Here is a 13,013-nt window from a genome sequence, read left to right as displayed (position 1 = left end):
TCGCGGCAAAGCCTCTATAGAGTTCCATGACCCCCCGAAACAGTCATCTATGTCGGGGGAAGAGTGGACGCGCTGCTGTTCGACTTGTTCGGGGTCATCGCGCCGGGCCAGACCGCGCAGGACCGTGCCGGGATCGAGGCGGCGGCGGGTATCAAGGGATCGGTGTTCTGGAACGCCTACTGGGACGCGCGCGACGGCTACGACCGGGGCGAGCTGACCGGGCGGCAGTACTGGCGGGCGGTGGGCGAGCGGCTGGGAAGATCGTTCGACGACGCGGACGCGCTGGTCGCGCTGGACGTGGCAAGCTGGAGCCGGGTGGACACCGAGTTGATCGCCTACATCCGGACCCTGGCCAACCGTGGCATTCGCGTAGGTTTGCTATCCAACATCCCCAGCGACTTGTCCCACTATTTCGCGACTTATCATGCCGAAGTCTTCAAGATCTTCGATGTCCTGGGACTGTCGAGCCGGATCGGCCACGCCAAACCTTCACCCGAGGCGTACCTCTGGTGCGTCGAGCGGTTCGGCCTGCCCGCCGACCGGATCATGTTCGTGGACGCGCGCCCGGCCAACGTGGCGGGCGCGCTGGCCGAGGGGATGCAGGCCCACCACTACACCTCGCTGCCCACCCTGCGGGCGCACCTGCTGGCGCGCACGTACGGGATGCCTATGCCTTCTCGCCGGTGAGCAGCGCGGCGAGGCCGATGTAGATCACGCCGCTGCCCACGTCGAGACGCCGCCTGGCCTTGATCGAACGGCGCATCCGCCCGGCCAGCGCCGAGGAGGCCAGCGCGACCACGCCGTCGGAGGCCAGGCCCAGGACCACCCAGATGGCGCCGAGCAGCAGGATCTGCGGCCCGATCGGGCCCGATTCCGGGCTGGTGAAGTTCGGCAGGAAGGCCAGGAAGAAGATGGCCGTCTTCGGGTTGAGCACGTTGACCACGAACCCCTCCCAGAACATCCGCCGGCGCGACTGGACGGGGAACTCGACCGCTTCCTCGTCGGCCGGCTTGGACAGCAGCTTCCTGATGCCGAGGAAGAGCAGGTACGCGACGCCGGCGAACTTCACGATCGTGAAGGCCGTGGCCGAGGCGGCCAGCAGCGCGCTGATCCCGAGCGCGGCGGCGGCCACGTGGACCAGTGAGCCCGCGTGCACCCCGAGCACCGACACCATCCCCGCCGCCCGCCCTTGCGCGACGCTCCGGGTCACGATGAACAGCACCGCGGGTCCCGGGACGACCAGGATGGCCAGCGTGGCCACCGCGAACAGGGCAAGAGTCGAGATGTCCGGCATAACCCGAGGGTAGGGGCCCACCCCCACAACCGCCACAGATTTCCGCCCCGCCCCGCCCCACCTCCGGCGACACCCCCGCCCTCACCGCACGGCGTCACTCCCTGAGCGTCACCCCGGGTGTCGCCCCCTGGGACGTCCCCCCCGGCGTCACCCCCGCCCTGACCGCACGGCGTCACCTCTCCGCGCGTCACCCCCCGGGTGTCAACGTCCGCCCTGGCCGCGCGGCGTCACCCCCGGGGCGTCCCCACGGGCGTTACCCCAGTCCTGACCGCGCAGCGTCACCCCCCGGGGCGTCCCCACGGGCGTTACCCGACGGGCATCACCCCCGGGCGTTACCTCCGGTCTCAGCCTGGCCAGGCGTCGGTGAGGGCGGCGAGCAGGGCCTGGGTGGCGGGTGGGTAGGGCGGGTCGCCGTAGGTGGCGGCGAAGACGTGGCGGGTCGAGCCGGGGATCTCGGCCACCTCCACCGCCGCGCTCCGGTGGGCGCTCAGGGCCAGGCCGGGCAGCACCGTCAGGCCCATCCCGGCCGCCACGAGCGCCTGGACGGCCACGATGTCGTCGCTGGTGAAGGAGATGCGCGGCTCGAAGCCCGCCTTGGCGCAGATGTCGAGCAGGTGGCTGCGGCACCGGTCGCAGCCCGCGATCCACATGGAGTCGGCGTGTTCGGCCAGCGGGCCCGGGGGTTCGGGGGAGACGAGGTAGCTGGGGTCGTCCAGCAGGTGCAGCATCCGGAGGCCGGTGTCCTCGGGGGCGGTGTCGTCGTAGCGGAACATGACCGCCACGTCCACCCGTCCGGCGCGGAGCAGGCGCAGGGCCTCGGGCGGCTCGGTCTCGATCAGGCTCAGCTGGAGCCCGGGGTACTCGGCCGACAGGCGGCGGACCGCCCTGGGGACGAAGGTGCCGAGGGCGGAGGGGAAGGCGGCCAGCCGTACGCGGCCGGAGCGCAGGCCCACGTGGGCGGCGAGCTCCTCCGCGGTGGCGTCAAGCCGGGTGATGATCTCCGCGGCGCGGTCGGCGAGCAGGTGCCCGGCCTCGGTGAGGCGGATGCCGCGCCCGACGCGCTGGATGAGCTGGGCGCCGGTCTCGGCCTCCAGGCGGGCCAGGTGGTGGCTGACCGAGGGCTGCGAGTAGTGCAGTTCCTTGGCGGCGGCGGTGACGGAGCCCTTGCGGGCCACGGCGACCAGGACCCTTAGCCGGGTGACATCAAGCATGTCTATGAATATCCCCAAATACTTCTGTTGGACCTATGAATCTCATTAGAGCACTGTAGAAGGGGAAGGCGGAATAACACCATTCCCTAGGGGGAAACCATGGAAATCATGCTGGCCAGGCCCGGACTCGACCAGCTCGTGTCCGGAGTCGGGGACATCGTGGCCAAGGACCTTTCACCGAGAGACACCGCCTTCGCCGTAGCGGACTTCCTGCGGCTGAACCTTCCGGGCCTCGACGTGCTCACCGACGAGGAGCGCGCGGGGGACCCGGAGACCTATCGCTCCTTCCCGTTGCACGCGCAGGAGGAGTTCTCCGTCGTGGCCGTCGTGTGGCGGCCAGGCCAGCAGACGCGCATCCACGACCATGTGTCCTGGTGTACGTTCGGCATTCTCAGTGGCGTGGAATACGAGACGCTTTATCGGGACATGGGCGACCACCTGGTGGAGATCGGCCGCGCCGCCAACCAGCCGGGCGAGGTCAGCGGCTTCGCGCCGCCCGGCGACATCCACAAGGTCGAGAACACCAGCGACGAGATCGGCGTCTCCCTCCACGTCTACGGGGCCGACGTGGGCAGGCTCGGCTCCAGCGTCCGCCGCTACTACGACCTGCCGATCCGCTAGCGGAAAGACCCGAAGGGCCGCCCAGCACACCCGGGCGGCCCTTCGCCGTTTCAGTAAGCGGCTCTTGACATCCTCCGACGTGTGGGACTACTAAATGCATTTAGTTCCCTACGTCCAACCCAGGGGTGCCATGGCCAGCGAGACACCTCCGACGATTGCCGACGTTGCGCGCCTGGCCGGCGTGTCGAAGGGCGCCGTGTCCCTGGCACTCAACGACAAGCCGGGCGTCAGCGACGAGACCCGCCGCCGCATCAAGCAGGCCGCCCAGGACCTCAACTGGCGTCCCAGCATCCACGCGCGGGCGATGCTGAGCTCACGGGCGTTCGCGGTCGGGCTCGTGCTCGCCCGCGACACCCGCCACCTGGCCGTCGATCCGTTCTTCGCCGGCTTCCTCGGCGGCGTCGAGACCGTGCTGCAGGGCAGCGGGTCGGTGCTGGTGCTGCAGGTCGTGGGCGAGGACGAGGTGGTCGAGGCCGCCGCCTACCGGCGGCTGGTCACCGAGCGGCGCATCGACGGCGCGTTCCTGCTCGACATCCGCGACGGCGACCAGCGCCCCGCGCTCCTCCGCGAACTCGGGCTGCCCACCGTCGCGGTCGGTCCCGCCGGCGCCGACTACGGGGACATGCCCGCCGTGGGCGTGCGCGACGGCGACGGCATCGCCGCCGCGGTCGGCCATCTCGTCCGGCTCGGCCACCGCGACATCGCCTTCGTCGAGGGCGCGCCCGCCTACCGGCACTCCACCTCCCGCCTGCTCGCCTGGCGCCGGGCCATGGAGGATCACGGGCTGCCCGCCGTACTGCGGGATGCCGGGCATTTCACCGGCGACGGCGGGGCGGCCGCGACCAGGCGGCTGCTCGAACACGGGCCCACCGCGATCGTCTACGCCAGCGACCTGATGGCCATCGCCGGCATGTCCGTGGTCAGGGAGAAGGGCCTGGACGTGCCCGGCGACATCTCCATCACCGGCTTCGACGACAACCCCGAGGCGGCGCACCTGCACCCGCCGCTGACCACCGTCCGCCAGGACCCGATCGGCATCGGCGCGATCGCCGCCGAACTGCTCCTGGCCAGGATCGACGGCCGGCCGGCCGACCCCGACCCCCCTTCGCCCGAGCTGATCGTGCGGGCCTCCACCGCGCCAGTGCGGGTCACCCCCTAACACCGAAGGAACCCCCATGTCAGAATCCCGTCACCTGTCCCGGCGCGGCTTCCTCGCCGGCGCCCTCGCCACCTCGGCCCTGGCCGCCTGCGGGACCTCCGAGAAGAGCGCCTCGTCCGGCAAAGGCGCCGAACTGACCCACTGGGACCAGATGGTCAGCCAGGAGCCGTGGATCAAGAAGGAGATCGAGCTCTTCCAGGCCGCCCGCCCCGACATCGTGGTCAAGCGCACCCAGCAGGCCAGCGGCGACCTGGAGAAGCTGCTCGACCTGGCCTGGCGCGGCGGCAACGCGCCGGACGTCTTCAAGGTGCCCAGCGACAAGCTCGACGACTACGTGGAGGAGGGCCGCGTGCTGGCCCTCGACAAGTACGCGACGCTGGAGTGGCAGAAGACGTTCCCCGCGTACTCGTTCGTGGAGGGCGTCAACGCCATCAACGGCAAGGTGTACGGCGCGCCGTTCGACGGCGAGGCGCCCTGGGTGCAGCTCTACGTCAACAACAAGGTGTTCAAGGACGCCGGTCTGGTCGAGGCGGACGGCACCGTCAAGATCCCGAAGACGTGGGACGAGGTGACGCTGTTCGCCGAGCAGATCGTCAAGAAGGGCAACGGGAGCGTCCACGGGATCGGGTTCGGCAACAGCGCGTTCGCGATGATCCCGTGGTGGACGGAGCTGTTCACGGCGGGGGCCGGGTACCCGGGTTCGATGCCGCCCGGCTTCCCCGGCGGGCTCGACCCGCGTACCGGGAAGTTCACCCGGAGCACCGACCGGGTGGTCAGCGACTTCCTCACGCTGTTCCTGGAGTGGAAGACGAAGGGCTTCGTCGTGCCGAACGCGCTCAGCGTGGACGACGAGATCTCCCGCCAGCACTTCGCCCGGGGCAAGTTCGGCATGATCGTCGGCGGCGTCTGGAACCAGCCCGGCTGGACGGAGCTCGGCTTCACCGACTACTCGGTGACGACCCTGATCACGCCGGAGGCGCAGCAGAAGAGCTTCTTCTACCACGGACCCGGCAAGTACAGCCTGGCCATCTCCGCCACCACCAAGAACCCGGACCAGGCGTGGGAGTGGTTCACGTGGTACCACGGCCTCGACGCCGGAAGCAGGTGGGTCCAGGAACTCAAGGGCGGGCTGTCCTCGCACCCCGAGGCCAACGACCCCAGCAAGATCGACTTCGCGCCCTTCGCCGCCTACGTCGGCATGGCCAAGCTCATCCTGCCCGGTCCCAGCCCGGCCCTGCGCAACCCGGCCACCGCCAACGTCGTACCCAAGAAGATCACCCCGGACTTCGACGCCATCACCACCGGCCTCTACACCGGACAGATCAAGGACGTGGCCGGAGCGCTGGCCAAGCTCGCGGAAGAGCAGGAGCGCGTGTTCACCGAGGCGCTGGACAAGGCCAGGAAGAAGGGCCACAAGGTGAGCCTGGACGACTACGTGTTCGCCGACTGGGATCTCACCAAGCCCTACAAGTGGGACATCCCCGAGTACATCGGCGCCAAGTAGGAATGGCGACGGCACAGCTCACCCGGGTGAGCGCCCCCACTCCCACGACCCAGCGCCCCGGCCCCGTCCGCCGCCACGGCTGGACCTACGTCTACCTCGCCCCGTTCGCGATCCTGACCGCGGTCTTCGTGATCTACCCGATCTTCGCCTCACTCGGCTACACCCTGTACGAGTGGGACGGGCTCGGCGATCCCACCGACTTCATCGGGCTGCGGAACTTCGCCGACGTGGCGGCCGACGAGTTCTTCTGGAGCTCCTTCCGGCACGCCGCCCTGTACACGCTGGTGCTCGTACCGGTGCAGCTCGTGCTCGCGCTGGCCCTGGCCCTCGTGCTCAACAACCCCAAGCTGCGCGGCTCCACCTTCTACCGAGCCGTGTACTTCCTGCCCGCGGTCACCTCGGTGGCCATCGTCGGCATCGTGCTCAAGCTCATGCTGTCGAACTTCAGCGACGTGCTCAGCCGGCCGCTGATGGCGGTGGGCCTGACCGACCAGCCACTCGACTTTCTCGGCAACCCCGACACCGCGCTGTGGGCGGTGATCGTCATCGGCATCTGGAACACGCTCGGCTACAACATGGTCTACTTCCTGGCCGGGCTCCAGACCATCCCCAAGGAGCAGTACGAGGCGGCGCAGATCGACGGGGCGGGGAAGGTCGCCCAGTTCGTGCATGTCACCGTGCCCGGCCTGCGCGGCGTCGGCGTCGTCATCGTCTTCCTCGCCATCATCGGCAGCCTTCAGGTGTTCGACCTGGTGATGGTGCTGACCGGCGGCGGGCCGTACTTCGCGACCGAGGTCGTGAACACCTACATCTACCACCAGGCCTTCGGCGGCAGCATCGGCAGCGGCGGCTCGGCGGAACCCAACGTCGGCTACGCCTCGGCGGCCTCATTCTTCTTCGGGATCATCCTGCTCGTGCTCACGCTGGGACAGATGTGGGCCATCAAGGTCATGCGGGCACGGAAGGCGGCGCGCGCATGAAGGTGACACGGCACATCCTGCTGCTGGGCTTCGGGCTCGCCTACGTCTACCCGTTCCTGTGGGCGCTCGGCAGCTCGCTCAAGACGCCCATGGACTTCCTCGACGGCGGCCTCAGCCTGATCCCGGCCGAGATGCGGTGGGAGAACTACGCCAAGGCCTGGGACCAGGCCAGCTTCGGCACGTACTTCGTCAACACGCTCGTGATCTCGCTCGTCACGGTGGCCTTCACGCTGCTGCTGACCGCGATGGCCGGCTACGCGCTGGCCCGGCACACCTTCCCCGGCCGCAAGACCCTGCTGTTCGTCATCGGCGCGACGTTCCTGCTGCCGCACGGGTACACGATCATCCCGGTCTTCGACATCGTGAAGGCCCTGGGGCTGCTGGACACCATCTGGTCCGTGATCCTCGTGCAGGTCGGCGGCGGGCTGGTGTTCGGCACGTTCATGTTCATGGCGTACTTCCAGGCGATGCCCAAGGAGCTCGAAGAGGCGGCCAGGGTGGACGGCGCCGGCTACAACACGCTGTTCTTCCGGGTGATCCTGCCGCTGTCGCGGCCGATGGCGGCGACGCTGGGGCTGTTCACGTTCATCGGCTCGTGGAACAACTTCTTCCTGCCGCTGGTGTTCACCCTGGGCAAGCCGGAGCTCCGCACGCTGGGGGTGGGCCTGTACGCCTTCACCAGCCAGACCTCCACCAACTGGACCCTGCTCTGCGCCGCCGCCATCATCTCCCTCGCGCCGATCGTCGTGGTGTTCGTCGTCGCCCAGCGCTACGTGGTCGACGCCATCGCGGGCGCCGTGAAGGCGTGACTTCTCCTCTCTTTTTCAAGCCTTCCATCCCGTACGGCAAGCCGCCCCCACGCCACCCGCCGTCGCGGGCGGGCGCCGATCGTGGGGGTCGCTTCTCACGTCGGACAAACGCACCACCGCAACGGCACGGGAAAGGGCGTCAGAAGTTGCTCACCACCGCGGTGAACACCTGGTCGATGCTCCCCGGCTTGCGGGAGTCGTAGGCGGCCGCGTTCGTGGCCTCGGAGATCCGCTTGAGCACCCCGAGGTCGGCGTCCTTGCCGTAGGCGATGGTGAACAGGCGGACCGTCTCCGCGCCCTGCTCCGTCTTCAGCTTGGGCAGCAGGTTCTTCAGGGAGATGCTCTTCTTGTCCTCGTTCTGGCCGTCGGTGAGGAAGACCACGGCGTTGATCGCGTCCTGGCTCTGGGTGCCGGACACCTGCCGGTGGGCGGCGAGCGCGGTGTCGTACAGGCCGGTGCCGCCTTCGGGGACCAGGCCCTGGATGCGCCGCTCGATCTCGTCGCGGTGCTCGGGGGTCATCGGCGCGATCTCGGCCAGGCGCAGGTGGTCCTTGTCGCCGTCGCGTTTCAGGGAGAACATCCAGAGCCCCACCCGGTCGGCGGGGCCGAACTGGGGAAGCGTCTTCACGGCCGCCTGCTGGGCCAGTTCGAGCTTGCTCTTGCCGGTCTTGGGCGCGGGCGCGCCCATCGATCCGGAGGTGTCGATGACGAGCAGCACGTTGGCGGGCTTGCGGAGCTCGGCCCAGCTCCGGAGCACCTTGTCGAGCACGTCCGGCGCGGGTGGCTTGAGCTCGGTGGCCGGTTGGCGGGGCAGCAGGCCGTTGGCCTCGGTGATCAGCTTGCCCGGGGCGCCGTCGTGGCCGCGGAAGGCGTACTCGGCGAACCGGGCCTGTTGTTCGGGCGCCTGGAGATATTTCACGAAGTCGGCGGCGGCCTGTGCTTTCGCCTGGTTGAGCAGGGCGAAGGGGTTGTCGGAGGAGAGCGTGCCCTCCTTCGGGTAGATGGCCACCAGCGGGACCTTCGGCTTGGCGTGCTTGCCCAGCGTCTTCGGGTCGCCGGTCGGATTGCCCTGGTTGTAGTCCCACACCGACTTCTCCTCGACGGTCACCGCCGAGATGTAGGTCAGGCCCGCGCCGGCGTCGTCGGCGCGCCGCAGGTTCGACAGGAACGTGAGCGTGGTGTCGCCGTAGTGCACGATCGAACGTTCCATCGCCTGGACGAACCTGCGGGTCCCGGCGTCGGCCACGTTCTTCTCGGTGAGGTCGCCGGACAGGCCGGTGGCGGCGAAGTAGGCGCCGACGGTCGCGTTGAGGCCGGAGGTGGAGAAGTTCGGGTTGGTCTTGCCGAGGCGGAAGCTGCCCCACTCCGGGCGGCCGTACTTGGCCCAGCCCTGCCCGGACAGCTCGAGGATGTCGGACCAGCCGAGCGCCTTGTCCGGCCAGCCCAGCGCTTCGGCCATGGGCCGCGGCATCGCGATGACCAGCGGTGTCCTGGCGATCGACGGGTTGTCGGCGGCGACCGGCGAGGGCTTGCCGGCGGCGGACGCGCGCTGGCGCAGCAGCGTCAGCCAGCTGCTGCTCGCCGGTGACCACACGTCGGGGCGCGGGCCGTCGAGGCGCTTGTCCCAGGTGGTGGCCAGCGCGGTGAGCGCGCTGCCGCTGGCCTTGGTGACGACGATCACGTCGGTGCACGAACCGCCGGAGCCGCGCCGGTTGTAGGCGGCGGCCATCCTTTCGAGCAGCTCGGACTTCTCCGGCGAGGCGAGGACCCTGAGCTTGGCGCCGCCGTTCTCGTCGCAGGCGTGCTGCCGGTCCGGTCGCGGCGCGGCGTCCGTCCCGACCCCGACGAGGATCACCCGCAGCGCCACGACGAGCCCGCCGGCCAGGACGGCCACGACGACGAAGCGCCCTAACCGGCGCCTGCGCCGCTGAGTCGGTGTGTACACCCCAGCCTCCCCGTGTCGCTACCTGTCCGACGAATGAGAACCCCGCGGAGTTGCAGCGCGCTTTCGTGGGTGTACGCTGAAATTTGTACTGACTGGTCAGTTCAAGAGGTGAGTGTCGTGATTGTCGCCAGAGGGTTGGCGGTGGACGGGGTGTTTCCCGAGGTCACGTTCGAGTCCGGGAAAGGGACTCTGACGGTGGTCGCGGGTCCGGCGGGCAGCGGGCGGACGAGCCTGCTGCTCACGCTGGCCGGCCGGATGAAGCCGACAGGGGGCACGCTCAGCGTCGCCGGGCACACCCGGCCGCGCGCCATCCGCAAGGCCGCCGCGCTGGCGCTGGTCGACGGGGTGACCGACCTCGACCGCTCGCTCACCGTCCGGGAGCACCTGCGTGAGCGGCGGCGCAAGCCGTACACCCTGGCTTTGAAGAGGGCGGGCGTGGTCGCGGACGAGCGCGCGCTCACCCGCGAGCTCGACCGCGAGCAGCGTGTACGGCTCGGCCTGGCCCTTGCCCTTCTCGACGAGCCCCAAGTGATCGTCGCCGACAACGTGGACCTCGGGCTGCCCGACGACCGGCGGCTCGCGGTCTGGCAGGCCCTGCGGGACCTGGCCGCGGCCGGGCACACCGTGGTGGCCTCGGCGGTCGAAGCCCCCGCCCGCGTCGACACCGTGGTGGAGCTGTCATGAAGGCGATGTTGCGCTCCCGGCTGACCAGGGCGGCGCTGGCGGCCGTGGTGGTGCTGCCGCTGCTGTACGCGGGCCTGTACCTGTGGTCGTTCTGGGACCCGCAGGGCAACCTCGACCGGGTGCCGGTGGCGCTGGTCATGGAGGACCGGCCCGCCACCGTGGACGGCAAGACCGTCGACGCCGGGAAGGAACTGGCCGACGAACTGGCCGGGCGCGAGGTCTTCGACTGGCGCCGCACGACCGCTCAGGAGGCGGCCGACGGCGTCAACGACGGCAGCTTCTACCTGTCGCTGACGATCCCGCGCGACTTCAGCGCCAACCTCGCCTCGCCCTCCGACGACAAGGGCACGCCGTCTCCCGCCCAGCTCGGGCTGCGGGTGGACACCGGGCGCAGCTACATCGTCGGCACCATCTCCGACGCGGTCTTCAACGAGGTGCGCTCGGCCGCCGCGCGCACCGCCGTACGCGACTACTTCGACAAGGTCTTCGTCTCCATCGGCGACATCCACGACAAGACCACCGAGGCCGCCGACGGCGCGGGCGAGCTCCACGACGGCACGGTCAAGGCCGGTGACGGCGTCTCCCAGCTCAACACCGGCCTCGGCAGCGCCGAGGACGGCGCCAAGCAGCTCTCGGTGGGACTCAGCAGCGCCAACACCGCCACCGGCAAGCTCCAGAACGGCTCCGCCAAGGTCACCCAGGGCATCGGCAAGGCCACGGACGCGATGGGCAAGCTCAAGAAGGGCCTGGACGAGCTGGGCGACGGCGCGGGGAAGCTGGCCGACGGGAGCCGGCAGGCGTACGAGCAGGTGCACGCGCAGCGTGGCACGGTCAACCAGCTCGCCGACACGTACGTGCCGGTGCTCAACGAGTACGGGCCCATGGTGGCCGAGTCGGCCAACGCGGTCGCCGACGCCGCCGACCAGCTCGCCGACGGCCTGGAAGGGCTGGCCGGGCGCGCCGGCGGCAACGCCCAGGAGGCCGCCTCCCAGGCGCGGGCCGCCCTCGACCTGCTGGACGGCGATTCCGACCCACAGCTGCGCGGTCTGCTCAGGAGCACGGCGAACGCGGCGGAGCGCGCCGCCGAGCAGGCGGGGCAGCTCCAGGAACGCCTCGGCGGCACCTCGACCCTGCCGGAACGCGCCCGCGAGCTGGCCGGGAACGCGCGCAAGATCGCCGCCCTGGCCCCCGAACTCGGCCCCAAGCTCGACCGGGTCAGGGAGCAGGTCAACGCGCTCGACGCGGGCCTGGCCAAGCTGGCCGACGGCGCGGCGAAGCTGGACACGGGCGCCACCAAGGCCGGGCAGGGCGTCACCAAGCTCCACACCGCCGCCACCAAGCTCCAGGACGGCTCCCAGCAGGTCACCGACGGGATCGGCAAGCTCGGCGGCGGGCTGGTCAAGCTCGGCGACGGCGCCACCCAGCTGCACTCGGGCGTCGGCAAGCTGCACGACGGCGCGGGCAAGGTCGACGACGGCATGACCAAGCTGACCAAGGGCTCGGAAGACCTGGCCGACGGCCTCGGCGACGGCGCCGAGAAGATCCCCGACTACTCCGAGCAGCAGCGCGAGTCCCGCACCGACGTCATGAGCGATCCGGTGCGGCTGGCCAAGACGGTCGACAACGAGGTGCCGAACTACGGCACCGGATTCGCCCCGTTCTTCCTGCCCCTGGCGCTGTGGGTGGGCGCGATGATCGCGTTCATGGTGCTGAAGCCGCTCAACCAGCGGCTGCTGGCCGGCGCCTCGGGCCCGCTGCGGATCGTCATGGCCGGCTGGCTGCCCGCTCTCGCGCTGGGGGCGGCCCAGGTGGGCGTGCTGCTGGCGGTGCTGAGGTTCGCCCTCGGCCTGGAGGCGGCGCACTGGGCGGGCGTGGCCGGGCTGCTGCTGCTGACCGCGGCGGCGTTCATGGCGATCGTCCAGGCGGTCAACGCGCTGCTCGGCGCGCCCGGCCGGGTGGCGGCGCTGGCGCTGCTCATGCTGCAGCTGACCTCGGCGGCGGGCACGTACCCGATCGAGACCTCGCCCGGGTTCTTCCAGACGATCTCGCCGTGGCTGCCGATGAGCTGGGTGGTCTCGGCGCTGCGCCGGCTCATCAGCGGCGGCGATCTGACCGTGGTGTGGCAGGCTTGCGGGGTGTTGTCAGCATTCCTCCTGCTCGCGCTCGCGCTGACCGCGCTCGCCGTGGAGCGTAGCCGCGTCTGGACCGTGAAGCGCCTGCACCCGGAGCTGTCGCTGTGAGTCGCGCCGACACCCGCATGAAGGTGTTCGGCGCGGCCGTCGCGCTGATCGCCGAGCAGGGCTACTCGGCCACGACGGTCGACGCGATCGCCGAGCGGGCCGGGGTGGCCAAGGGCACCGTGTTCTACAACTTCGGCAGCAAGGAAGGGCTGTTCGGCGCCCTGCTGGAGCACTCGATCGGCAAGCTGGCCGAGGCGCTGTCGGAGGCGGCGGTGGGCGCGAGCGCGCTGGAGCGCCTGGACGCGGTGGTGCTCGGGCAACTGCGCTTCTTCGAGCAGTACGGCCCGTTCGCCCGGGTCCTGCTGGCCGAGATGTGGCGTACCGCCTGGCAGGAGGCCGTGGCCCAGCTGCGCGCGCGGGCGCTCGGCGTCTACGCCGAGGTGCTGCGCCAGGCGGCCGACGGCGGCGAGGTCCGTGCCGACCTCGACGTGGAGACGGCGGCCACGGCCATCTTCGGCATGGTGCTGACGGTCTCGATCGAACGCCGGGTCATGCACCCGGATCGTCCGCTGGAGGAGACGCACGCGACGCTGGTCGATCTTCTGCACGGCAGGGTGCGGTAACCG

The 13,013-nt window shown here is 70.1% G+C and carries 12 protein-coding genes; 9 read left to right on the top strand and 3 right to left on the bottom strand.

The window, feature by feature from the left end; translation table 11 throughout:
* Window positions 1-63 precede the first annotated feature (63 nt).
* Window positions 64-687, top strand: a complete 624-nt coding sequence (locus ACIBHY_RS29195; protein ID WP_397252001.1) for an HAD family hydrolase — start codon at window positions 64-66, stop codon at window positions 685-687.
* On the opposite strand, the gene ACIBHY_RS29190 is transcribed toward ACIBHY_RS29195, so the two are convergent.
* Complete coding sequence (locus tag ACIBHY_RS29190; RefSeq protein ID WP_397251999.1) at window positions 668-1,294, bottom strand: LysE family translocator; 627 nt, start codon at window positions 1,292-1,294, stop codon at window positions 668-670. The genes ACIBHY_RS29195 and ACIBHY_RS29190 overlap by 20 nt on opposite strands.
* Before the next feature lie 344 nt (window positions 1,295-1,638).
* Window positions 1,639-2,505 carry a LysR family transcriptional regulator gene (locus ACIBHY_RS29185; RefSeq protein ID WP_397251998.1) on the bottom strand — a complete coding sequence of 289 codons (867 nt, stop codon included), beginning with the start codon at window positions 2,503-2,505 and terminating at the stop codon, window positions 1,639-1,641.
* Window positions 2,506-2,604: 99 nt separating this feature from the next.
* Between ACIBHY_RS29185 and ACIBHY_RS29180 the strand changes: the two genes are divergently transcribed.
* From ACIBHY_RS29180 to ACIBHY_RS29160, 5 genes are all read left to right on the top strand, one after another.
* Window positions 2,605-3,126 (top strand): cysteine dioxygenase, encoded by a 522-nt coding sequence (locus ACIBHY_RS29180; RefSeq protein WP_397308288.1) that lies wholly within the window; start codon window positions 2,605-2,607, stop codon window positions 3,124-3,126.
* Window positions 3,127-3,220: 94 nt separating this feature from the next.
* A complete protein-coding gene (locus tag ACIBHY_RS29175; RefSeq protein ID WP_397308287.1) occupies window positions 3,221-4,285 on the top strand; it encodes a LacI family DNA-binding transcriptional regulator in 1,065 nt (354 codons plus the stop codon).
* A 16-nt stretch (window positions 4,286-4,301) separates the two neighbouring features.
* Window positions 4,302-5,789 (top strand): ABC transporter substrate-binding protein, encoded by a 1,488-nt coding sequence (locus tag ACIBHY_RS29170; protein WP_397308286.1) that lies wholly within the window; start codon window positions 4,302-4,304, stop codon window positions 5,787-5,789.
* Window positions 5,790-5,791: 2 nt separating this feature from the next.
* Complete coding sequence (locus tag ACIBHY_RS29165) at window positions 5,792-6,769, top strand: carbohydrate ABC transporter permease (RefSeq protein ID WP_397251994.1); 978 nt, start codon at window positions 5,792-5,794, stop codon at window positions 6,767-6,769.
* Complete coding sequence (locus ACIBHY_RS29160; RefSeq protein ID WP_379621932.1) at window positions 6,766-7,578, top strand: carbohydrate ABC transporter permease; 813 nt, start codon at window positions 6,766-6,768, stop codon at window positions 7,576-7,578. Before ACIBHY_RS29165 ends, ACIBHY_RS29160 begins: the two co-directional genes overlap by 4 nt.
* 139 nt (window positions 7,579-7,717) lie before the next feature.
* Here the strand turns inward: ACIBHY_RS29160 and ACIBHY_RS29155 are convergent, their stop codons facing one another.
* Window positions 7,718-9,523 (bottom strand): extracellular solute-binding protein, encoded by a 1,806-nt coding sequence (locus ACIBHY_RS29155; RefSeq protein WP_397308285.1) that lies wholly within the window; start codon window positions 9,521-9,523, stop codon window positions 7,718-7,720.
* A gap of 117 nt (window positions 9,524-9,640) precedes the next feature.
* Here ACIBHY_RS29155 and ACIBHY_RS29150 point away from each other — a divergent pair, with 117 nt between their 5' ends.
* The 3 genes from ACIBHY_RS29150 to ACIBHY_RS29140 are packed head-to-tail and all read left to right on the top strand — an operon-like array spanning window position 9,641 to window position 13,010.
* Window positions 9,641-10,207 carry an ATP-binding cassette domain-containing protein gene (locus ACIBHY_RS29150; protein ID WP_397251992.1) on the top strand — a complete coding sequence of 189 codons (567 nt, stop codon included), beginning with the start codon at window positions 9,641-9,643 and terminating at the stop codon, window positions 10,205-10,207.
* Window positions 10,204-12,447 carry a YhgE/Pip family protein gene (locus ACIBHY_RS29145; protein ID WP_397308284.1) on the top strand — a complete coding sequence of 748 codons (2,244 nt, stop codon included), beginning with the start codon at window positions 10,204-10,206 and terminating at the stop codon, window positions 12,445-12,447. Before ACIBHY_RS29150 ends, ACIBHY_RS29145 begins: the two co-directional genes overlap by 4 nt.
* On the top strand, window positions 12,444-13,010 hold the full coding sequence (locus ACIBHY_RS29140; RefSeq protein ID WP_397308283.1) for a TetR/AcrR family transcriptional regulator: 567 nt from the start codon (window positions 12,444-12,446) through the stop codon (window positions 13,008-13,010). The genes ACIBHY_RS29145 and ACIBHY_RS29140 overlap by 4 nt, the downstream gene beginning before the upstream one ends.
* Window positions 13,011-13,013 lie beyond the last annotated feature (3 nt).

The organism is Nonomuraea sp. NPDC050547 (genome assembly GCF_044457345.1).
Lineage (GTDB): Bacteria > Actinomycetota > Actinomycetes > Streptosporangiales > Streptosporangiaceae > Nonomuraea.
This window is presented reverse-complemented; position numbering and strand designations above follow the sequence as displayed.

Excerpts from the sequence above, each read along its gene's own strand:
- ACIBHY_RS29190 (WP_397251999.1), bottom strand. The coding sequence starts at position 1,294 with ATGCCGGACATCTCGACTCTTGCCCTGTTCGCGGTGGCCACGCTGGCC.
- ACIBHY_RS29175 (WP_397308287.1), top strand. The coding sequence starts at position 3,221 with ATGCATTTAGTTCCCTACGTCCAACCCAGGGGTGCCATGGCCAGCGAG.
- ACIBHY_RS29160 (WP_379621932.1), top strand. The coding sequence starts at position 6,766 with ATGAAGGTGACACGGCACATCCTGCTGCTGGGCTTCGGGCTCGCCTAC.
- ACIBHY_RS29185 (WP_397251998.1), bottom strand. The coding sequence starts at position 2,505 with ATGCTTGATGTCACCCGGCTAAGGGTCCTGGTCGCCGTGGCCCGCAAG.
- ACIBHY_RS29180 (WP_397308288.1), top strand. The coding sequence starts at position 2,605 with ATGGAAATCATGCTGGCCAGGCCCGGACTCGACCAGCTCGTGTCCGGA.
- ACIBHY_RS29165 (WP_397251994.1), top strand. The coding sequence starts at position 5,792 with ATGGCGACGGCACAGCTCACCCGGGTGAGCGCCCCCACTCCCACGACC.
- ACIBHY_RS29170 (WP_397308286.1), top strand. The coding sequence starts at position 4,302 with ATGTCAGAATCCCGTCACCTGTCCCGGCGCGGCTTCCTCGCCGGCGCC.
- ACIBHY_RS29145 (WP_397308284.1), top strand. The coding sequence starts at position 10,204 with ATGAAGGCGATGTTGCGCTCCCGGCTGACCAGGGCGGCGCTGGCGGCC.